General features: G+C 44.7%; 20 protein-coding genes and 2 pseudogenes. 16 read left to right on the top strand and 6 right to left on the bottom strand.

Translation table 11 applies throughout. The features are described 5' to 3' along the window. Positions 1–52: 52 nt before the first annotated feature. Positions 53–337 (bottom strand): annotated as a pseudogene (locus tag Xish_RS08705) (IS1 family transposase); the annotation flags it as partial. 284 nt (positions 338–621) lie between these two features. Between Xish_RS08705 and Xish_RS08710 the strand changes: the two are divergent. After that, positions 622–1,215, top strand: coding sequence for an ATP-dependent Clp protease proteolytic subunit (locus tag Xish_RS08710; protein WP_099117531.1), 594 nt, complete (start codon positions 622–624; stop codon positions 1,213–1,215). A gap of 97 nt (positions 1,216–1,312) precedes the next feature. Here the strand turns inward: Xish_RS08710 and Xish_RS08715 are convergent, their stop codons facing one another. Further along, a complete protein-coding gene (locus Xish_RS08715) occupies positions 1,313–3,649 on the bottom strand; it encodes a Tex family protein (protein ID WP_099117532.1) in 2,337 nt (778 codons plus the stop codon). A 275-nt stretch (positions 3,650–3,924) separates the two neighbouring features. On the opposite strand from Xish_RS08715, the gene greB reads away from it, so the two are divergent. The 12 genes from greB to Xish_RS08775 all read left to right on the top strand — a co-directional run bounded on the left by greB (position 3,925) and on the right by Xish_RS08775 (position 15,148). Beyond that, the gene (gene greB, locus Xish_RS08720; protein WP_099117533.1) at positions 3,925–4,407 is read left to right on the top strand and encodes a transcription elongation factor GreB; all 483 of its coding nucleotides are present in this window, start codon (positions 3,925–3,927) and stop codon (positions 4,405–4,407) included. 117 nt (positions 4,408–4,524) lie between these two features. Then, entirely contained in the window at positions 4,525–5,244 is a 720-nt protein-coding gene (ompR, locus tag Xish_RS08725) for an osmolarity response regulator transcription factor OmpR (RefSeq protein ID WP_099117534.1), read from the top strand. Beyond that, on the top strand, positions 5,241–6,251 hold the full coding sequence (locus Xish_RS08730) for an ATP-binding protein (protein WP_244185962.1): 1,011 nt from the start codon (positions 5,241–5,243) through the stop codon (positions 6,249–6,251). The genes ompR and Xish_RS08730 overlap by 4 nt, the downstream gene beginning before the upstream one ends. A 203-nt stretch (positions 6,252–6,454) precedes the next feature. After that, positions 6,455–7,477, top strand: coding sequence for a phosphate ABC transporter substrate-binding protein PstS (gene pstS, locus Xish_RS08735; RefSeq protein ID WP_099117535.1), 1,023 nt, complete (start codon positions 6,455–6,457; stop codon positions 7,475–7,477). Between the two features lie 31 nt (positions 7,478–7,508). After that, the gene (gene pstC, locus Xish_RS08740) at positions 7,509–8,468 is read left to right on the top strand and encodes a phosphate ABC transporter permease PstC (RefSeq protein WP_099118710.1); all 960 of its coding nucleotides are present in this window, start codon (positions 7,509–7,511) and stop codon (positions 8,466–8,468) included. Position 8,469: 1 nt separating this feature from the next. Continuing rightward, positions 8,470–9,378, top strand: coding sequence for a phosphate ABC transporter permease PstA (pstA, locus tag Xish_RS08745; RefSeq protein ID WP_099117536.1), 909 nt, complete (start codon positions 8,470–8,472; stop codon positions 9,376–9,378). Between the two features lie 49 nt (positions 9,379–9,427). Then, entirely contained in the window at positions 9,428–10,234 is an 807-nt protein-coding gene (pstB, locus tag Xish_RS08750) for a phosphate ABC transporter ATP-binding protein PstB (RefSeq protein ID WP_099117537.1), read from the top strand. Between the two features lie 15 nt (positions 10,235–10,249). Beyond that, a complete protein-coding gene (gene phoU, locus Xish_RS08755) occupies positions 10,250–10,966 on the top strand; it encodes a phosphate signaling complex protein PhoU (protein ID WP_099117538.1) in 717 nt (238 codons plus the stop codon). A 110-nt stretch (positions 10,967–11,076) separates the two neighbouring features. Next, positions 11,077–11,922 carry an ABC transporter substrate-binding protein gene (locus Xish_RS08760; RefSeq protein WP_099117539.1) on the top strand — a complete coding sequence of 282 codons (846 nt, stop codon included), beginning with the start codon at positions 11,077–11,079 and terminating at the stop codon, positions 11,920–11,922. A gap of 102 nt (positions 11,923–12,024) precedes the next feature. Beyond that, entirely contained in the window at positions 12,025–12,762 is a 738-nt protein-coding gene (locus Xish_RS08765; protein ID WP_099117540.1) for an amino acid ABC transporter permease, read from the top strand. Between the two features lies 1 nt (position 12,763). Next, complete coding sequence (locus Xish_RS08770) at positions 12,764–13,507, top strand: amino acid ABC transporter permease (RefSeq protein ID WP_099117541.1); 744 nt, start codon at positions 12,764–12,766, stop codon at positions 13,505–13,507. A 303-nt stretch (positions 13,508–13,810) separates the two neighbouring features. Further along, a complete protein-coding gene (locus tag Xish_RS08775; RefSeq protein ID WP_099117542.1) occupies positions 13,811–15,148 on the top strand; it encodes an NCS2 family permease in 1,338 nt (445 codons plus the stop codon). Positions 15,149–15,221: 73 nt separating this feature from the next. Here Xish_RS08775 and Xish_RS08780 read toward each other — a convergent pair whose 3' ends face one another. After that, complete coding sequence (locus Xish_RS08780) at positions 15,222–16,691, bottom strand: glycosyltransferase family 39 protein (protein WP_099117543.1); 1,470 nt, start codon at positions 16,689–16,691, stop codon at positions 15,222–15,224. Between the two features lie 147 nt (positions 16,692–16,838). Here Xish_RS08780 and yihI point away from each other — a divergent pair, with 147 nt between their 5' ends. Together yihI and hemN are read left to right on the top strand one after the other, a co-directional pair. Further along, positions 16,839–17,387, top strand: a complete 549-nt coding sequence (gene yihI, locus Xish_RS08785; protein WP_099117544.1) for a Der GTPase-activating protein YihI — start codon at positions 16,839–16,841, stop codon at positions 17,385–17,387. Positions 17,388–17,547: 160 nt separating this feature from the next. Then, on the top strand, positions 17,548–18,921 hold the full coding sequence (gene hemN, locus Xish_RS08790; protein WP_099117545.1) for an oxygen-independent coproporphyrinogen III oxidase: 1,374 nt from the start codon (positions 17,548–17,550) through the stop codon (positions 18,919–18,921). Between the two features lie 106 nt (positions 18,922–19,027). Here the strand turns inward: hemN and Xish_RS08795 are convergent, their stop codons facing one another. Together Xish_RS08795 and Xish_RS08800 are read right to left on the bottom strand one after the other, a co-directional pair. Next, positions 19,028–19,465, bottom strand: coding sequence for a type II toxin-antitoxin system YafO family toxin (locus Xish_RS08795; protein WP_099117546.1), 438 nt, complete (start codon positions 19,463–19,465; stop codon positions 19,028–19,030). A gap of 3 nt (positions 19,466–19,468) precedes the next feature. Next, entirely contained in the window at positions 19,469–20,029 is a 561-nt protein-coding gene (locus Xish_RS08800; RefSeq protein ID WP_099117547.1) for a hypothetical protein, read from the bottom strand. A 253-nt stretch (positions 20,030–20,282) separates the two neighbouring features. On the opposite strand from Xish_RS08800, the pseudogene Xish_RS18925 reads away from it, so the two are divergent. Continuing rightward, positions 20,283–20,390, top strand: a pseudogene (locus tag Xish_RS18925) (transposase); the annotation flags it as partial. 10 nt (positions 20,391–20,400) lie between these two features. Here Xish_RS18925 and glnG read toward each other — a convergent pair. After that, a complete protein-coding gene (gene glnG, locus Xish_RS08810) occupies positions 20,401–21,828 on the bottom strand; it encodes a nitrogen regulation protein NR(I) (protein WP_099117549.1) in 1,428 nt (475 codons plus the stop codon). Between the last annotated feature and the right edge of the window lie 7 nt (positions 21,829–21,835).

Here is a 21,835-nt window from a genome sequence, read left to right on the forward strand (position 1 = left end):
TAGTGTTTAAATATCTATATTTTGGTCGTGTATTAAATGGTTATATTAAATATCAAAAATAGTACTCAAGCTCAATGAAAGTTCCTATCACTTTATCGTGCATTTCCTCTGATTTAGAGTAGCCTATCGTTTTGCGATTCAGTCTTTTGATTCGAGTACGATGAGTTAAGTTCGTGCTCTCTATGCGTTGGGTGAACGTCTTTCCCGTCAGATGCCCCTCTTCGGGAAGAAGGTCATAAACCCCATAATCATCCGTACAATAAAATCGAATATTAAAGGGGGATAAAAGGGCAAGCAGCTTGCATAAAGTTTTTCTGCTGCGATCGCCAAAAACATGTGTTCTGCTCAAGAAGAATCGGGAAGTTTACCACAACTAACCATTTAATACATTACCTGACTTTGAGTAATGCGTGGTTCAAATCGGTCGTGAAGGCAGACCGGACGTGCATCTATGATGGTGAGTAAACAGGTTTAGGTTAGCGCTTTTTTCAATCTATAGCAATTGAATGCTAATAATCTGAAAATTTTATTGGTGAATTTTTCACATAAGAAATATAGTTCACATTCGGAACATCAAGTTAAATATGCTTTTACTCAATTCAAATATAAGAGGTCTGTATTATGTTAGAAGAATCATCAAAAGAGTCCCCTGAAATTTCTAAAGAGATCCCCTATGAGCAAAGTAGTTTATTAAAGTCTAGATGTATTATTATTTCTGGCGAGATTAATCAAAAACTAGCTGAAAGGGTAACAACACAGCTACTAATTTTACAAGAAATAAGTAACGAGCCAATTAAGATTTTTATTAATAGTCAGGGTGGACATGTTGAAGCGGGTGATACTATTCATGACTTGATTAAATTTATAAAACCAGAAGTATTTATAATAGGAACAGGTTGGGTTGCAAGTGCAGGTATTACTATTTTTCTTGCTGCCAAAAAAGAAAATCGCTACTCACTTCCAAATACTCGTTTTATGATACACCAACCTTTAGGAGGATACGAAGGAAGAGCATCTGATATTGAAATTGAAGCTAGAGAATTCTTGTTGATACGTAGTCGGATAAATCAGCTCATCAGTGATGCCACAGGACAACCGGTAGAGAAGGTAGAAAAAGATACTGATAGAAATTATTGGATGCGTCCTAAACAGGCTACTGAATATGGAATTGTAGGGAAAATAATAACCAAGTGGGAAGATATCAATTATAAGTGAATCCAAGCAATGTATAAACACAAATTTAAAGATCCTGAACTGGCACAATTGAGCCAGTTCAGGAAATTATTTAAGTCATCTAACGTTTTTTAATGAATTAACGTTTTCTATTAAAGGCAGCAGCCAATGCATCACTCATAGCGCTATTAGCTAAAGGCGCAGAACCTGAACGTGAAATAGGGCGGTTTCTGCCATTGCCGTTACGATTATTGCGATCCTGACGGTTACCTTCTTGGGAACTACGGCGTGCTTGTGTTTCACCGGGTTGCTCATCAAGACGCATGGTCAATGCAATACGCTTGCGGTTGAGGTCAACATCCATCACCTTCACTTTCACGATATCACCTGTTTTGACGACAGTGTGTGGATCTTCTACAAAGCGATCAGATAGGGAGGAGATATGAACGAGTCCATCCTGATGGACACCGATGTCCACGAATGCACCAAAATTGGTTACGTTAGTGACAGTACCTTCCAAAATCATACCTGCTTGCAGGTCATTCATGGTTTCAACGCCATCGGCAAATGTGGCTGTCTTGAATTCAGGACGTGGATCGCGGCCTGGTTTTTCCAGCTCTTTCAGGATATCGGTGACGGTCGGAATACCAAATTTTTCGGTCGTGAATTCCTGCGCGCTCAGATTACGCAAATTAGCCGGATTACCCATCAGTTCAGGCAGGGTTTGCTGGGTTGTTGCCAGGATCTTCTCAACCACAGGATAGGCTTCTGGGTGAACGGTTGAAGCATCCAGTGGGTTATCACCCTGATTGATGCGCAGGAAACCCGCACATTGCAGGAAGGCTTTTGGCCCCAGACGGGTCACTTTCAATAGTTGATTACGGTTGCCGAAACGACCGTTTTCGTCGCGCCAGTTAACAATATTCTGGGCAACAGTACGAGTCAGGCCAGCAACGCGAGTCAGCAAGGCGACAGAAGCAGTATTCAGGTCAACGCCGACGCCGTTTACACAGTCTTCAACCACGTTATCCAGTTTTTTGGCAAGCAGAGTCTGACTAACATCATGCTGGTATTGACCAACACCGATGGATTTGGGTTCGATTTTCACCAGCTCAGCCAGTGGATCTTGCAGGCGACGGGCAATGGAGACAGCGCCACGTAGGGAAACATCCAGATCAGGGAATTCTTGTGCAGCCAATTCAGATGCAGAATAGACGGAGGCTCCCGCTTCGCTGACCACCACCTTTTGTGCCGTGACGTCAGGATACTGTTTCTGAACGTTGGCAAAGAAGCGTTCTGTTTCACGAGATGCGGTGCCGTTGCCAATGGCAACCAGTTCCACCTGATGTTTAGTGCACAGAGCTGCAACGGTTGCCGCCGCTTTGTTTTCCTGTCCGGTGTGCGGATAAATAGTATCGGTAGCAATCAGTTTGCCCGTCGCGTCAACAACGGCAACTTTTACTCCGGTACGCAAGCCTGGGTCCAGACCCATTGTTGCACGCATACCAGCAGGGGCAGCCATCAGCAGGTCACTCAGGTTACGGGCGAAGACGTTGATGGCCTCGTTTTCGGCCTTCTCACGCAGTGTACCCATCAATTCGGTTTCCAGATGCAGCAACACTTTGATGCGCCATGTCCAGCTCACCACTGCTTTGCGCCAATTGTCAGCCGGTGCATTATTCAGGCGCAGGTTCAAGTGATCGGTAATAATTTGTTCGCAATGACTCTCTTTTGGGGCTTCCTCAAATTGTGGATCAGCATTCAAAGAAAGTTGCAGGATGCCTTCATTGCGTCCACGGAACATGGCAAGGGCACGGTGGGAAGGGATGATGGCAATGGCTTCATGGTGGTCGAAATAATCGCTGAATTTAGCCCCTTCTTCCTCTTTACCCTCGATAACCCTGGAAACCAAATGGGCATTTTTCCATAAATATTCACGTACCTTCGCCAGCAGGGTTGCATCTTCGGCAAAACGCTCCATCAGGATATAACGTGCGCCATCCAATGCTGCCTTGGTATCAGCAATGCCTTTGTCAGCATTGACATAGGCAGCCGCCGCCAGTTCAGGCTCTTGCTGCGGATCTTGCCATAGCAGGTCGGCCAGAGGCTCTAATCCGGCTTCGATGGCAGTTTGTCCACGAGTACGGCGTTTAGGTTTATAAGGTAGGTACAGATCTTCCAACTCAGTTTTGCTCAGCGTTGCGTTAATCGCTTCTGCCAGCTCAATGGTTAGCTTTCCCTGTTCCTCAATCGATTTTAGGATAGTCTGACGGCGGTTGGACAGTTCACGCAGATAACCGAGACGGCTTTCGAGTTGGCGGAGCTGTGTGTCATCCAGACCACCGGTGGCCTCTTTACGGTAACGAGCGATAAAGGGAACCGTATTTCCCTCATCAAGCAGGGAGATGGCAGCTAGGATTTGCTGTGGTTGAGCTTGTAGCTCACCGGCAATGATTCGACTTAAAGATTCATTCATGGTCTGTTTTCTTCAACTTCTTTAGGGTCTGTAGATATTCTGAGACATCGTCAGACAGAGCCGGATAAGATCAAATTTCATCTGAAACAGTATCGGCATGGTTCAAACTGGCTCCATTTATACGTGTTGAGCGCAATAATTTCCAGTTTAGCGCGATATTTCGGTCATGTTGTAACAGAATTCATCAAATATCTTCTAGGTTGGGATTGGGTTGATGAGAGTTGATGAGATATAGTACTCCGCCATTAATCATCTTTTCTCACGTGAGTTTTTTCATGGCCAAGAGTCACTATATTACCCGAGAGGGTTGGCATGCGCTTGATCAGGAATTGAAATATCTCTGGAAAGTTGAACGTCCCAGAGTCACCCAGGCTGTTTCAGAAGCTGCTGCACTGGGGGATCGTTCAGAGAATGCTGAGTACATTTATGGTAAAAAAAGGTTAAGGGAAATTGACCGCCGAGTACGTTTTTTGTCCAAGCGTCTGGATATACTGCAAATTGTCGATCCTGACCCGCGACAAGAAGGGAAAGTCTTTTTTGGGGCATGGGTAAAAGTTGAAAACGAAAATGAAGAAGAACACATGTTTCGTTTGGTAGGGCCGGATGAATTTGAACCAGCCAAAAAGTGGATTTCCATTGATTCTCCGGTGGCGAGAGCATTACTTGGTAAGCAGGTTGATGATGAAGTCACGGTGATGACACCAAATGGCGTGGTGACTTACTGGATACTGGAAATTAGCTACCAGCCTTTGGCATAAGTCACAGTGCTTGTCTAATGGCCTTAAAAGACATGCGGTTAAGTCTCTATTGGAGTTATGGGTTTTCTGTGAAAGTGATGGATGTTGCGGGCAATGGAGCACCTTGGGAGCTGAAACATGCAAGAGAGTTATAAGATCCTTGTTGTTGATGATGATATGCGCTTGCGGGCGTTACTGGAACGTTACTTATCCGAACAGGGATTCCAAGTGCGTGGCGCAGCAAATGCAGAGCAGATGGATCGTTTATTGACCAGAGAATCCATCCAATTGATTGTCCTGGATTTAATGTTACCGGGAGAAGATGGATTGTCTATTTGTCGAAGGCTGAGAAGTCAGCATAATTCAATCCCGATCATCATGGTATCCGCGAAAGGGGAAGAGGTTGATCGGATTGTTGGGCTTGAAATTGGCGCTGATGATTATCTTGCCAAGCCTTTTAACCCGCGTGAATTGTTAGCACGTATGCGGGCTGTCCTGCGGAGACAAGCAAATGAATTACCGGGAGCGCCGACGTCAGATGATGCGGTGATCAAGTTTGGGAAATTTAAACTTGATCTTGGAACGCGTGAAATGTTTCATCAAGATGCATTATTACCGTTGACCAGTGGGGAATTTTCCGTGTTGAAGGTGTTAGTTTCTCACCCACGTGAGCCATTATCACGGGATAAATTGATGAGTTTGGCTCGCGGACGAGAGTATGGTGCGATGGAGCGTTCCATTGATGTCCAGATTTCCCGCCTGCGTCGCCTGATTGAAGAAGATCCTGCCCATCCTCGTTATATCCAGACAGTTTGGGGGCTGGGGTACGTTTTTGTTCCTGATGGAAACAAGGTATGAAAAATCCCAGTGTGAAAAAGTTTTGGCTTTCTTTGCGTACTTTATTTTTCCGTGTCCTGTATTTAGTGCTGGGCAGCTTGCTGTTCAGCTCTCTGGTTACCTTACTGCTGGTGGTACTGGAAGAACTCCCTTTTAACGCGATATTTCCCTATCTCTTTATCAGTGTTTTTGTGGTGGCATTGCCCGTGTTCATGATGTTCTGGCGATATTCCGCTATCCAGAAACATTCATTGAAGGTGATGCAAAAAGTCGTTATCGACATAGAAAAAGGCAGAAGAGGTTCATCGATGCCTGAAATGGGGACGCCCGCTATTCGTTCTGTGATTAGGGCGCTTAACCGATTGTCGATGAAGCTGAAATCACAGGAAAGCGATCAGGCGGTATTAATAGCTGGCGTAAGCCATGATTTGCGCACGCCACTTACCCGTATTCGTTTGGCGATGGAAATGATGGAAGGAAAAGATGATTTTCTGACAGAGTCTATCCATCAGGATATTGAAGAGTGCAATGTCATGATTGATCAATTTATTGATTACCAGCGAGCAGGGCAGGATATGCCGATGGCATGCTGTGAATTGAATGGATTGCTTGAAGAGGTGATTACGGCAGAGCAGCGTTGTGCGGTAGATACAGATATTGAAAATTGCTTAGCGACAAGTTCGATTTTCATTTTGGCTCATCCCTTTTCCATCAAACGTGTATTGATCAATCTGTTCACTAATGCCCGACGTTATGGCAATGGGTGGATACGCGTCAGTAGTGGCTCAACAGAAAAATTCGGCTGGTTTCAGGTTGAGGACAACGGTACTGGAATGACGAAAGAAGAAGCCACCGTTTTATTCCAGCCTTTCACGCAGGGAAATAGAAATGAAATAAATAATGGCGTGGGGCTAGGGCTGGCTATCATCCGTCGTATCATTGATACCCATGGGGGAAATATTCAGGTGGGGAGCAGCGAAAAAGAGGGGCTATCCATTCGCATATATATTCCGTTGAGTGCAAGATGATAACATCATTGAACGAAGAGTAAGGCACTGCTGAAACGTCCTGTCATAAAAATGTCATAACTCCTACATCTTATTGTCATTGAATTCACCTATTTTTCCTTCTTGAATCGTTTTATTACCTGAAAATCAGATTGTCAGCGATACCTGTCATTCGTTTCTCATTAATGATGCGTATCTCAGTAGGAGACTTAACAGGAGATACTATGAAATCAATGCGTACCACTGTGGCGAGCATCATGGTTACTGTATTTGCCATGACATCTCTGCCTTCATTTGCGGTAGCCAGCTTGACGGGGGCAGGTGCGACATTTCCTGCACCGATATATACCAAGTGGGCCGATTCTTATCAGAAAGAAACGGGTAACAAAATCAACTACCAAGGCATCGGCTCTTCTGGTGGTGTAAAACAGATTATTGCCAATACCGTTGATTTTGGTGCATCTGATGCCCCGCTTTCTGATGAAAAATTGGCGACTGATGGTTTGTTCCAGTTCCCAACGGTAATCGGTGGGATTGTGCTGGCAGTGAATATTTCTGGCGTTAAATCTGGTCAATTGATTTTGGATGGTAAAACCCTTGGTGACATCTATCTGGGTAATATCAAGAAATGGAATGATCCGGCAATTGCAAAGTTGAATCCGAATCTCAAACTGCCGGATCAGAACATTGCCGTAGTTCGTCGCGCTGATGGATCAGGAACTTCCTATGTCTTCACGAGTTATTTGTCCAAAGTTAACAGCGATTGGAAACAAAAAGTTGGAGTTGGCACGACTGTCAAATGGCCAACCGGATTGGGCGGTAAAGGTAATGATGGGATTGCTGCATTTGTTCAGCGTCTGCCGGGTTCGATTGGTTATGTCGAATATGCCTATGCGAAGCAGAATCACCTGGCTTATACCAAACTGGTCTCAGCGGGTGGTGCTGTGGTAGCGCCGACTGAAGAAAATTTTAGCGCAGCGGCTAAAGGTGCAGATTGGAACAGCAGTTTTGCGCAGGATCTGACAAATCAGAAAGGCGATAATGCGTGGCCAATTACGTCTACTACCTTCATTCTTATCCATAAACAACAGAAAAATGCTGCTAATGGTACTGAAGTGCTGAAATTCTTTGATTGGGCTTATGACAACGGCAAAAAACAGGCGAAAGATTTGGATTATGCCACCCTGCCGGAAGAGGTGGTCAGTCAGGTACGTGCAGCATGGAAGAGCAATCTCCCCTTTTATTAAGGGGAAATAACCTAAAATGAGAATGAAGCGTATGGCCGAACGTAAAACGGCACTGAAAGCACCGGGCAAAAAGGGTGACATTATCTTCAGTGCTTTGGTCAGGTTAGCTGCGTTGTTAACTTTATTTCTGCTGGGAGGCATTATCATTTCGCTGATTATTGCTTCCTGGCCGAGTATACAAGTATTTGGTTTTGCTTTCTTATGGAGTAAAGAGTGGGATGCACCGGCTGAGTTGTTTGGCGCATTAGTACCGATTTATGGCACATTGATGACTTCGTTAGTTGCCCTGATCATTGCGGTTCCAGTAAGTTTTGGCATTGCCCTGTTTCTGACGGAGTTGTCCCCAAACTGGTTGAAACGCCCATTGGGTGTGGCGATTGAGTTATTGGCGGCGATCCCCAGCATTGTTTATGGCATGTGGGGGTTGTTTGTCTTTGCTCCACTATTTGCTAGCTATTTCCAGCAACCCGTTGGTGACGTGCTCTCCAGCATTCCCATCGTGGGCGCTCTGTTCTCTGGCCCTGCCTTTGGTATTGGCATTCTGGCTGCGGGCGTCATTCTTGCCATTATGGTTATCCCCTATATCGCTTCTGTCATGCGTGATGTGTTTGAACAGACTCCTGTAATGATGAAAGAGTCTGCTTATGGCATTGGTTGTACAACATGGGAAGTGATTTGGCATATCGTCTTGCCTTATACCAAAAATGGTGTGATTGGTGGTGTAATGTTAGGGCTTGGTCGGGCATTGGGGGAAACAATGGCTGTCACCTTTATTATCGGTAATACCTACCAACTTGATAGTGTGTCGCTGTATATGCCAGGGAACAGTATCACTTCTGCATTGGCAAATGAATTTGCTGAGGCTGAGTCTGGTTTGCACACTGCTGCATTGATGGAACTGGGGCTGATCTTGTTTGTCATCACTTTTGTCGTATTGGCGTTGTCAAAATTAATGATTATGCGTCTGGCAAAAAATGAGGGACAGCGCTGAGATGACAACCATCAATAAGCAACTTCCACATTTAGTCGATACAGTAAACGACGCGGAGATGAAAAGCCGTCGCCGTATGCAGTCTTGGCGTCGCCAGAAAAATCGGCTGGCACTCATGATATCCATGATGACGATGGCATTCGGCTTATTCTGGCTGGGCTGGATTTTAATCTCCACCGTTACTAAAGGTATTGATGGTATGTCGCTGGCGTTGTTTACCGAAATGACGCCACCGCCCAATACCGAGGGCGGTGGATTGGCAAACGCCATTGTTGGCAGCGGATTGTTAATCTTCTGGGCAACGGTGTTTGGTACGCCATTGGGGATTATGGCGGGAATTTATCTGGCGGAATATGGTCGCCGTTCATGGCTGGCAGAAATCATCCGCTTTATTAATGACATCCTGCTTTCAGCCCCTTCGATTGTTGTCGGATTATTTGTCTATACGGTTGTGGTGGCAAAGGTGCAACACTTTTCGGGTTGGGCAGGGATAATTGCGTTAGCACTGTTGCAGATCCCCATCGTTATCCGCACGACGGAAAACATGCTGAAATTAGTGCCGGATAACTTGCGTGAAGCCGCTTATGCACTGGGTACTCCGAAATGGAAAATGATCTCTGCTATTACATTAAAGGCATCGATATCAGGCATTATTACCGGTGTATTGCTGGCTATTGCCCGAATCGCTGGTGAAACGGCTCCACTGTTGTTTACTTCGCTTTCTAATCAGTTCTGGAGCACCGATCTCAGCCAGCCGATTGCAAACCTGCCTGTCACCATTTTCAAGTTTGCCATGAGTCCATTTTCTGACTGGCAGCAGTTGGCATGGGCGGGGGTATTGCTGATCACCCTGTGTGTATTGCTAATTAATATTGTGGCGCGTGCACTGTTTGCGAAGAAAAAATACTAATATTTTTTCAAAGGAATAAAAATAGAAGGTATTAAAGAGACAAATACTGATGAATAAAGCGAATGGCATTGCAGTAAATAAAATTGCAGTAAATAAAATTGCGGTAAGTAAAATTCAGGTACGCGATCTGAATTTCTATTACGGCAAGTTTCATGCGCTGAAAAATATTACGCTGGATATCGCACAAAATAAAGTAACGGCATTCATCGGGCCATCGGGCTGTGGTAAGTCCACGTTACTACGTACTTTCAACAAAATGTATGAATTGTACGGTGAGCAGCGTGCTGAAGGTGAAATTACTCTGGATGGCACGAATATCCTGACAGACAAGCAAGATATTGCCTTGCTACGTGCCAAAGTTGGGATGGTTTTTCAGAAGCCGACACCCTTCCCGATGTCCATTTACGACAATATTGCTTTCGGGGTGCGTTTGTTTGAGAAACTGCCCAGAGCAGAGATGGATGAGCGAGTCCAATGGGCGTTGACAAAAGCGGCATTGTGGAATGAAACCAAAGATAAATTGCATCAGAGTGGGTATAGCCTTTCCGGTGGCCAGCAACAGCGTCTGTGTATTGCCCGTGGTATTGCTATTCGCCCTGAGGTTTTGCTGCTGGATGAACCCTGTTCGGCACTTGATCCCATCTCTACAGGACGCATTGAAGAGTTAATCAGCGAACTGAAATCGGAATATACCGTTGTGATAGTCACCCACAATATGCAGCAGGCGGCTCGCTGTTCGGATTACACGGCTTTTATGTACCTTGGTGAACTGATTGAATTTAGCGATACCGATAGATTGTTCACCACACCGAAAATGAAACAGACCGAAGATTATATTACTGGCCGTTACGGTTGATATGGGGATAACAATATGGACAATCTGAATCTCAGCAAACACATTTCCGGTCAATTTACGGCTGAACTGGAGCATGTTCGTACAGAATTGATGACAATGGGGGGGCTGGTGGAAGAGCAGCTCAGCAAAGCGATTCTGGCGATGCATAACCAAGATGAAGTATTAGCACGGCAAGTCATTGAGGATGACCAAAAGGTTAATATGATGGAAGTGGCGATTGATGAAGCGTGTGTCCGCATCATTGCAAAACGCCAACCGACGGCCAGTGACCTGCGTTTGATCATGGTCATTTCAAAAACCATTGCTGAACTGGAGCGTATTGGCGATGTTGCCGATAAAATTTGCCAGACCGCGCTTGAAAGATTTTCACATCAACAGCAATCCTTGCTGGTCAGCCTGGAATCATTAGGGCGTCATACAATCCAAATGTTGCACGATGTGTTGGATGCCTTTGCCCGTATGGATCTGCAAGAAGCTATCCGTATCTACCATGAAGATAAAAAAGTTGATCAGGAATACGAAAGTATTATCCGCCAGCTAATGACCTATATGATGGAAGATCCCAGAACCATTCCGAATGTTATGACGGCTCTCTTCTGTGCTCGCTCTATTGAACGCATTGGTGACCGTTGCCAGAATATTTGTGAATTTATCTTCTATTACGTTAAAGGGCAGGACTTCCGCCATATTGGTGGCGATAATCTGGAAAAATTACTGATCCAAAAAGAGTAATTTTTATTCCAAAATTGAATAAATATAGTATTTTATATTATTTCATGTGCTATATCGAAATTGATAACTTTTGTTGATATATAAAAATTAATAACCAACAGGGGTATACAATGAAGATTCGCAACAAATCTCGCATAGCGGTTACTGCTTTGCTGACCAGCTTGGCATTGGTTTCAGGAGTGGCAAAAGCAGATAAACTTGATGACATTAAAAAAGCTGGCACGATACGTATTGCGGTATTTGACAGTAACCCACCATTTGGTTTTATCGATCCCCAAACAAAAAAATTGGCAGGCTATGATGTCGATATCGCCAATGCGATTGCCAATGATTTGGGGGTAAAGCTGGAACTGCGTCCAACGAATCCAGCAAACCGCATCCCTCTGCTTTCTTCCAAGAAAATTGACTTAATTGCTGCTAACTTCACGATCACGGATGAACGCGCAAAACAAGTTGATTTCTCCATCCCTTATTTTGCGACGGGCCAGAAATTCATTGCCCGCAAAGGTGTTTTGATCAAGCCGGACGATATTGCCAAACTGCGTATTGGTGCAGACAAGGGCACTGTACAGGAAATTACCTTGCGTGAGCGTTATCCAACAACCAAAGTGATCTCTTATGATGATACACCGTTGGCATTTGCGGCTCTGAGAAATGGTAATGTTCAGGCGATCACGCAGGACGATGCGAAACTGGTTGGTTTGCTGGCAAACGTACCAGAAGCCCAGAAAGCCGATTTTGAAATTTCCCCTTTCAGCATTACCCGTGAATATCAAGCAGTCGCGGCTTCCAAAGGGGAAACGCGATTGGTTGATTCGGTTAACCAAACCTTACTGAAATTGGAAAAAGAGGGGAAAGCAGAGAAAATCTATAACCGCTGGTTTGGCCCAGACACTAAATCCGCTCAACCGCGTGGTGATTTTAAATTTGCTCCGTTAGAGGATCAGGCAAAATAGTAAGTTCGTTTAGCCGTTTCTGTTTGGTGCTTCCATTTAAAAAGACAAATTGATTAGCCCCGTTATTTCGGGGCTTTGCTGTTGGTTTATGTGGTAAATGATATGTTTGAGCAATTTATTACCGAGCACTTACTGGCTCCTGAATATCTGCAATGGCTTTGGCAGGGATTTCTGATCACCTTGTGGCTTTCTGCCTGTGTCATTGCTTCTTCTACTTTACTGGGTTTTGTGATTGCGGCAGCACGGGATAGCCAAATCAAGCCACTGTGCTGGCTGGTTACGGCTTATACGACGGTATTTCGTAACACGCCTTTATTGGTACAACTGTTTTTTTGGTACTTCGCATCCGGGCAAGTTCTGCCACAAGCGGCGATGATGTGGCTGAACACGCCCCACGATACAATGATTTTCGGTCTGACACTGGAATGGCCGTCTTTTGAGTTTTTGGCGGGATTTATTGGATTAACCCTCTATTCAGCGCCGTTTGTTGCAGAAGAATTACGTGCGGGCATTCAGGGCGTCGGACGCGGGCAGAAATATGCAGCCCATGCATTGGGTTTAACGGGCTGGCAGGCCATGCGTCACGTTGTATTGCCTCAGGCACTGAAAATAGCCATGCCACCTTTATTGGGGCAATACATGAATATTGTCAAAAATTCATCATTGACGATGGCGATTGGTGTGGCAGAACTCTCCTATGCTTCTCGTCAGGTGGAAACCCAATCCTTACAAACCTTTGAGGCATTTGGTGTGGCGACCGTACTCTACATCGCCATTATTGCCATGATGGAAGGCTGGGGACAATGGCGCCAACAGAGAACATTGGCGAGAGGGTATTGATATGGACTTTACTGTTATTGCAGAAAACTGGCGTTATTTGCTCTTGGGAACCTTTCCCGATGGACCACTGGAAGGGGCGGCATTGACGCTGGTAATCAGTATCATAGCGGGGACTATTTCCATCGTATTGGGTATTCTCGGTGGCGTTGCACTGGCGATGCTGCGCGGTTTTTGGGTCAACTTATTGGCGGCAGTGTTGGGTTTCTTTCGCGCCATTCCGGTCATTATGCTGATTTTCTGGACGTATTTCTTATTGCCCGTCGTATTGGGAATGGAGATCCCTGAAATTACGACCGTTGTCTGTGCATTGGCATTGATTACTTCGGCTTATTTAGCACATGGCGTCAAAGCGGGGATTTTAGCGATTGGTGATGGTCAATGGCGGGCAGGATTATCGCTGGGCTTTAATCGTTGGGAAGTATTGCGGCATATCGTTTTGCCACAGGCATTGCGTATGATGGTGCCTTCATTTATCAATCAGTGGATTGCGTTAATCAAGGATACCTCATTGGCTTATATCGTTGGCGTCGCGGAATTGTCATTTTTGGCGACCCAAGTGAATAACCGCAGTATGGTCTATCCGATGGAAGTCTTTTTATTCGTTGCGCTGGTTTATTTTGTGATGTGTTTATCACTGGAGTTAATGGCTAATTACATGGCCCGTCGTTTCTCAGTGAGGCGTAAAAAGACCGCCATCTTCGGGTTTTGGCGTAAAAAAACGTTGACCGTGGTTCCTCAAAATTAATATCTGGCAAATATTTTCGTTATTGCATTCATTCCCTGTTGCGAGGCCTGTCTCTTGATCATATTTCATAGGTCAAGAGACTTGGACAGTAAATATCCCATCATCAACGGGTTGAACACGTGACCAAAAAAAACGAATAAAATATCGTCACAAAATGAATTCCCCCAATAATCATAATGTTATGTAACTTATTGATTACACATATAGCAAACGTTTTCTTTTTGTCGTTTCAGGGTAACGATTTAGATGGGTTTCCTGTAGGATAGGTCGAAAACTTCGCTTTTTTTGGGGAAATAATATTATATGAGCACAATAAATTCTGGCTCTGCTAATCGCCAGAGCTTGCTTCATCGCGTGTTTAAATTAAGGGAACATGGCACGACAATTCGTACTGAAATAATTGCTGGATTGACGACTTTTTTAACGATGGTTTATATCGTCTTTGTTAACCCGCAAATTCTGGCGGTTGCAGGCATGGATATTAAGGCGGTATTTGTGACGACCTGTTTAATCGCCGCAGTTGGCAGCATTATGATGGGATTGATGGCGAATCTGCCTGTTGCCGTTGCACCTGCAATGGGGCTAAATGCGTTTTTTGCCTTTGTTGTGGTCGGAGCGATGGGTCTTTCGTGGCAGGTTGCGATGGGGGCAATTTTCTGGGGGGCGGTGGGATTGTTTATATTGACTCTCCTGCGAGTCCGTTACTGGATGATCGCCAATATCCCATTGAGCCTGCGTGTGGGCATTACCAGTGGTATCGGTCTTTTCATCGCCATGATGGGATTGAAAAATGCGGGTATTATCGTGCCTAATCCCGACACAATCGTCTCAATCGGCAATTTTGCTTCTCACAATGTCTTGTTGGGGACATTGGGTTTTTTCATTATTGCCATTTTAGCAGCACGTAATTTCCATGCGGCGGTGTTGGTTTCGATTATTGTGACAACCGGCATTGGATTGATGATGGGGTATGTGGAATATCACGGTATTTTTGATCTGCCGCCCAGTGTGATGAGTGTAGTGGGTAACGTTGATGTAAAAGGTGCTCTGGATATCGCTTTGGCTGGTGTTATTTTCTCATTTATGTTGGTGAACTTGTTTGATTCTTCCGGCACATTGATTGGTGTGACGGATAAAGCGGGTATTGCTGACAGTAGTGGCAAATTCCCACGCATGAAACAAGCCTTGTACGTGGACAGTATCAGTTCGATGGCGGGTTCTTACATTGGAACGTCTTCGGTTACCGCCTATATTGAAAGTTCTTCGGGCGTTTCTGTTGGTGGCCGGACGGGTTTGACAGCAATTGTTGTGGGTATTTTATTCCTGTTGGTCATGTTTATTTCTCCACTGGCAAGCATGGTGCCTGCTTATGCTACAGCGGGAGCTTTGGTCTATGTGGGCGTCTTGATGACTTCCAGCCTGACAAGGGTGAAATGGAATGATTTGACTGAATCCGTTCCTGCTTTTATTACCGCAGTGATGATGCCATTTAGCTTCTCCATTACCGAAGGTATTGCTCTGGGTTTTATCGCCTACTGTGCTATGAAATTGGGCACTGGCAAGTGGCGTGAAATTAGCCCATGTGTTCTTGTCGTGACCCTATTGTTTGTATTAAAAATGGTATTTGTGGATGCCCATTGAACACAATTGAAACAGTGAGTAAGAGCAGGCCTGACAGCAGGTTATGTCAGGCTTGCTTATTTAATGGGATATTTTATTGAATATTTTTAGGCGCGATAAAGCCAATGCAGACAGTATCTGACTCAGCACTTGGTTGGGACTGGAAGGTGAACTCTTCTTTGTGACTGAGCACCAATGATGGCCATTGTGCAAGTGTATGTTGGAAATCTTCCTCTGCACAGCTCTTTCCTCGCTCTCCTACTAGCAAGGCACCATATTTCACAATATTGTCCTCTTTGATATGGCGGTTATAGATATTTGGTGGCACACCATTATCTAATTCCCAGGGTTGTATCGTTTCAGGGTGATAGTGGCTATAAAATGTCAGCCATTGATGCAGATATTCTCCACCCACATAATGCAATGGTGTTGGATACAGTTCGTTCCAACGTTGATCAAGTTGGCTGGCAAAGGTTTTTATGCCAACAAATTTTTGCCCCGCATCACGGACATTTGCCATCATCACACCGACGTAACCGAATAACACCAATACACCAAACACAGTCAATCCCCGTAATGTGCTTCGCAAGGGTTTAGTGGGGAAGACTGTTATCGATCCCACTAATAATGCCACCGAAACGACCATAAAAGGTTGCACCCATTCGGTCATACGTCCGCCCTGATTGAAAGAGAACCAGCCGTAAATAATCAGCAGAGGCAGCAGGATCACGATATTAGCCAGCGCATTGGATTGCTGCTTAGGCCAGCCAATCCGGCCACCCAGCAGATAAATAATAACGCTGACGATAATTAACGGGTAGAACACGGAAAGCATAGCCCGTGTGGTATGTAGGTTGAATCCTTGCTGAATTTGGGAATCTACCCATTTAAAGGCGACGAAGTCATTATGCACCAGCCACCAAACGTTCGGCAATACCAGCAGGAACCAGATGACAATGGCGAGATAAAATAGTGGCTCCCGATAGTTACGGCGTATTTTAGGTACGAACAGGGAGAGCAAAAAGACCGAGCCGACTATAGCAAGTGAAGAATACTTTGCCATCGTTGCCAGCCCGGTGGTGAGGGCGAATGCCAGCCACCATATGGGATGATCGTCAATGGCACGCAGGAAAAACAGCAATGACCACGGCCAGAGCATGATCAAAAGATAATTATCGTTATAAGGAATGATATCAAAATTGATGATACCGGATAGATTCAGAGTCAGCATGGCAAGCCATGCGAGCACAACTTTGCCTGTCAGTCGGAAAGCCAGTTGCCAAACTCCAAGCATACCAATGGCAATGGCAACAAAGTGGCTGAAATACCAATAAAAACTAAGAGAAATATCGCTGATAGAAATAGCGGGTAGCATGATGGCGCCCACTAGCCATGGGTTTTTGGGCGAACCCCATTCCCCATTAATGCCCCAGTTTAAAGCTTCTACAGCATCATAAGGAACGGTGGGATCGAGAGAGTAACTTGCTATTATCCACAAAACGGCATAACCAGTGACCCAAAGATACAGTGGCATGCGATAAGAAGAGGTATCAAAAAAACGCATCGTCGTTAATGATCATATTATTTGAGTTAAATTATCTAGAATACTAGACGAAATTTAAACTATAGGTGAATGGCATTGGATGTTAATGGGAGTTTCTGTTAGATTCCGCCGAAAATATCTTGATAAAAATGAGTTGAGTCACAAGCTATGAGCCCGTTAAAGAAAAAATCACCAGCGAAGTTTTCTGCTGGTCAGCAAAAGCAAAAAAGAAAAAGTCGCGCAGAGCTGGATGCAGAAGGACGCGAGCGTAAGCGCCAGAAAAAACGCCGTGGTAATGGCAATCCGACCGGTAGCCGTCAGAGCGATAATGGCAGCAATAAAAAGCGTTCGGTCGTCAAACAGGAAAAAGATCCACGTATCGGCAGTAAAGTGCCGGTTCCTCTGATTGTCGATGAGAAAGTTGCCGGTGAGAAAGCGGCGACGATGAAACCCGCAGTTAAACCGGCTGTAGAGAAACAGGAACCTCGCCTGTCACTACAGGAAGAGCTGGCAATGCTGGAAAGTGATGAGCGATTGGATGACTTGTTGGCACGCCTTGAGCAGGGGGAAAAATTGTCTCAGGAAGACAACGTTTATGTCGACAATATGCTCGATCGCATTGATACCCTGATGGAAGAGTTGGGCATCAATCTGGGTGAAGAGAACAGCGAAGAAGAATCACAGGAAGATATCATGCAATTGCTGAAGGGTAAGTAAAACCTTCATCAATGAATTGTGATCGTAAAAGGCGGGTTCATTCTGATAACCACAATATTAATAACCATAGTATTAGTATGTTATTTATTGTGGTTATTGGGTAAACTATGGCGGCAATCATGTTGCGTTTTGATGGGCGAAAACAGCGGAAGGACTAAGCATGTCAGAGCAATCCATTGTTTGGGATCTGCCTTTGATCCAAAAATACAACTATTCAGGGCCTCGTTATACTTCGTATCCAACGGCATTGGAGTTTAACCAACAGTACGATGAGACTGCTTTTGCACAGGCTGCCACCCGTTATCCGGAGCGCCCGCTTTCCCTCTATATCCATATCCCGTTCTGCCATAAGCTTTGTTATTTCTGTGGTTGCAATAAGCTGGTGACGCGCCAAAAGCACAAAGCGGATGAGTATCTGAATGTGTTGGAAAAAGAGATTGCTGCTCGTGGAAAATTATTTTCCCAGCGGAAAGTCAGCCAGATGCACTGGGGAGGAGGGACGCCAACCTATCTGGACAAAACACAGATCAGCCGATTGATGTCGATGCTGCGCAGCCATTTCCATTTTCTGCCCGATGCTGAGCTTTCCATTGAAATTGATCCGCGAGAAATCGAGCTTGATGTCATTGATCATTTGCATCATGAAGGCTTTAACCGCCTGAGCATGGGGGTGCAGGATTTTAATAAAGATGTGCAGCGTTTAGTTAATCGAGAGCAAGATGAAGCGTTTATTTTCGCACTGATCAAACGCGCCCGTGAAACAGGCTTTACATCCACCAGCATTGATTTGATCTATGGTTTGCCGAAACAGACACCTGAAAGTTTTGCCTTTACATTACAGCGGGTGTTGGCCTTGTCTCCTGACCGTTTAAGTGTATTTAACTATGCCCACTTACCGAATTTATTTGCGGCACAGCGCAAGATTAAGGAGCAGGATTTACCCACTGCGACGCAAAAGTTGAATATCTTGCAAGAAACGATCGCAACCCTGACAGGTAATGGTTATCAGTTTATTGGTATGGATCACTTTGCCCGCCCTGATGATGAATTGTCAATTGCCCAACGCCAAGGCATCTTACACCGAAATTTTCAGGGATATACCACGCAGGGGGAATGCGATTTACTTGGTATGGGCGTTTCCGCGATCAGTATGTTGGGGAATAGCTATGCCCAGAACCAGAAAGACCTGAAAACCTACTACGCTGCGGTGGAGGCACAAGGCCATGCTTTATGGCGTGGTTTAGCGTTGACACGGGATGATTGCATTCGCCGTGATGTGATTAAGGCGCTAATCTGTAACTTCCGGCTGAATTTTGCGGATATTGAGCAGAGTTACGGGCTGAATTTCGCGGATTACTTCGCCGAAGACCTGCAATTATTGGCTCCATTGGCAGAAGATGGATTGGTTGAAGTGACCGAAACACAGCTTCAGGTATCCCCGAAAGGGCGATTGCTGATACGTAATGTTTGTATGTGTTTTGATAGTTATCTGCGTAACCAGATGCGACAGCGGCAATTTTCGCGGGTGATATGAGTATCGGTGAATCAATAAATTAGGCACATTTCATATGCGAAATAAATAATTCATCAATTGAGCACCTTTTTCGTCTTCTTATCGCTTTTGCTTTCGCCCATTCGCGTTAGTTATTATCTCTAAAATATTGGGCTATTCTTGCTAAATGACCCATTATTTTGGGATTTCTGGCTTTACTGTGGGCATCTGGGTGCATTATTGCCAATAGAGAAAACCTGTTTTCTTCCAATAATCCTTGAACATAAACTAAACACGCATCGTTTTTCGGGTCATTTAGCTTGCAAGTTCTATAATACTGCACTTTACTCTTAGGGAATGAATCAGGTGGAAAGCGAAGATGAATGTGCATCATACACGATTTATATGCTGCCTCTGGCTGAGTATAAGCAACGTCCCTGCCAAAATAATCTGGTAATTCTCCAGTTTCTTTATAGCGCTTAAAATCTCGCAATATAGCTTGTTCAAGCTCTGGGTGCTTTAGGAAAACGTCATCAAAAAAATCTTTTCTTGTGTATTCATTTATTGATACGTCTACCTGTTCCATTTATCACCCAGTAAATGAAAAATTCCCAGACTTAATTTTTTCAGTCGTATAAGCAGCTAATTCTGATAAGGCGTCTCTATTTATATCGCTTTTGTAAATATTAGGCAAATTAAATAATTGGCGAGAAAGATCGTTTAGTCGGGCTATCTCAAACCTAGCCTTTGCCACAGACTTAAGATAAAGCTTCATTTCTTGCTTCTCTTCATCTGGGCGGTCTTGTTTCAACATAGCTTTCAGTCCCTGCTCAAACCCTCTTATTGTGGCTTCACAGGCTTTATTCATTTCCAAATCATTTTGCAGCATAACACCATGAATTTGGCCTTTATCAAGACTCAGAAGATTTAGATAATATTCGCTGATTTCATTAGCTAACGAATCAACAATTATTCTCCTTTGTTGATATTGAGTTTTTAATTCGTCCAAGTTATAAGTAGTTTTACCTATATCAAAACTAAACATATTTCGAGCGTCCTTTGAATCCACTTGTTCAACAGCAAATGAAGGGATCGTTAAAGCGCCTCCAAATAAGATTCCTGTTAAACAAATTTTTAGTGGTAGATTCATGACGTTTTACCTTATCAAATAGTTGATCATAGAGTGTCACAATGCGTCACTATGTATCACTATACGATACATTGCTGAATCTTACAATCACGTGAAAAATGGAATTAACAACTTATATAATCATGATTAAAGAAAATGGAAACAAATTAGAAGCATGATTTAGAAAGATGGTATAATGTTGCCATTACTTTGTATTAAATGTTATACATGTGATGAGAATTAATTTGTGCAATTATCCGATTAAATTAAAAGGGAAATTCTGGTGCTTAAAGTGACGGTCGGTAATGTGGATGATCGGGAACCTGTTCACGAATTAGCAAAAGATATAACGGGTTCTCTTTATTGTGACATCGGTAGTATTGTGAAACTTGTTATAACCCCAGTTCCTTCAATTTCCGCGTTATCGTATTTCTTCCCCAACCCAGCAAACGGGCGGCTTCCTGTTTATGTCCATTGGTATATTCCAATGCGCAATTAAGCAGAGTGCGTTCCAGCAATGGTAAGGCATCGGCAAGGAGATCAGTTTTTCCCTCTTTTAAGGCATGTTGTGCCCATTCAGCCAGCAGTTGTGACCAGTTTTCAGGTAGTGTGGAGCGAGAAATAGAGGCGTTCCCTGTCTGTCCGGTCGGTTGGTTGCCAATCAGGTCAGCGGGTAGATCTTGTACCAGTACCTCTTTGCTTGCTGCCATCACGGTCAGCCAGCGGCAGACGTTTTCCAACTGGCGGACATTGCCCGACCACGGCAGGCGCATCAGGGCGAGTTCAGTATCAGGATGCAGCACTTTGGCTTCAACGCCTAATTCTTTGGCGGTTTGTTGCAGGAAATGGTGTGCCAGACGAGGAATATCTTCCACTCTGTCCCGCAAAGGTGGTAATTGAACACGGATCACATTCAGGCGATGGTAGAGGTCTTCCCTGAATTTACCTTCTGCAACGCGTTGCTCAAGGTTCTGGTGAGTGGCAGCGATGATACGAACATTCACTTTCACGGGTGCATAGCCCCCGACGCGATAGAATTGTCCTTCGGCCAGTACTCGCAGCAGGCGAGTTTGGATATCCAGCGGCATATCACCAATTTCATCCAAAAACAGTGAGCCACCATTAGCTTGTTCAAAACGACCATGACGTACTTGATTTGCACCTGTGAACGCGCCTTTTTCGTGACCAAACAGTTCAGATTCGATCAAATCTTTCGGGATTGCCGCCATATTCAGGGCAATAAATGGTGCTGAGGCGCGTGGACTGTGGCGGTGAAGGGCATGGGCAACCAGCTCTTTTCCTGTGCCGGATTCGCCATTGATTAACACGCTGATGGAAGAGCGGGAAAGGCGGCCGATAATCCGGTATACCTCCTGCATGGCAGGGGCTTCTCCAATCATATCTGAAACTGATACCGGCAACTGCGGATTTGCGGCTGATTGATGCTGTTCCCGATAATGACTCAGTGCCCGTTCAACCAGCGCAACAGTTTCATCAATATCGAAAGGTTTTGGCAGATAATCGAATGCACCGTGTTGATAGGCACTGACAGCGGCATCCAGATCAGAATGGGCAGTCATAATGATGACCGGAAGCTGTGGGTAGTTCTGCTTTATTTGGTTGAGTAAACTAAGTCCGTCCAATCCGGGCATGCGGATATCTGACAGAATAACTTCTGGATTACTTTGTCCTAGTGCAGTCAATACGGCATCGGCATTTTCAAAACTGATACACTCCATCCCTGCGCCATTCAGCGCCCGTTCAAGTACCCAGCGGATAGAACTGTCATCATCAACGATCCACACTTTTCCTCGTTGCATGGTTACC

This window comes from Xenorhabdus ishibashii, from assembly GCF_002632755.1.
Lineage (GTDB): Bacteria > Pseudomonadota > Gammaproteobacteria > Enterobacterales > Enterobacteriaceae > Xenorhabdus > Xenorhabdus ishibashii.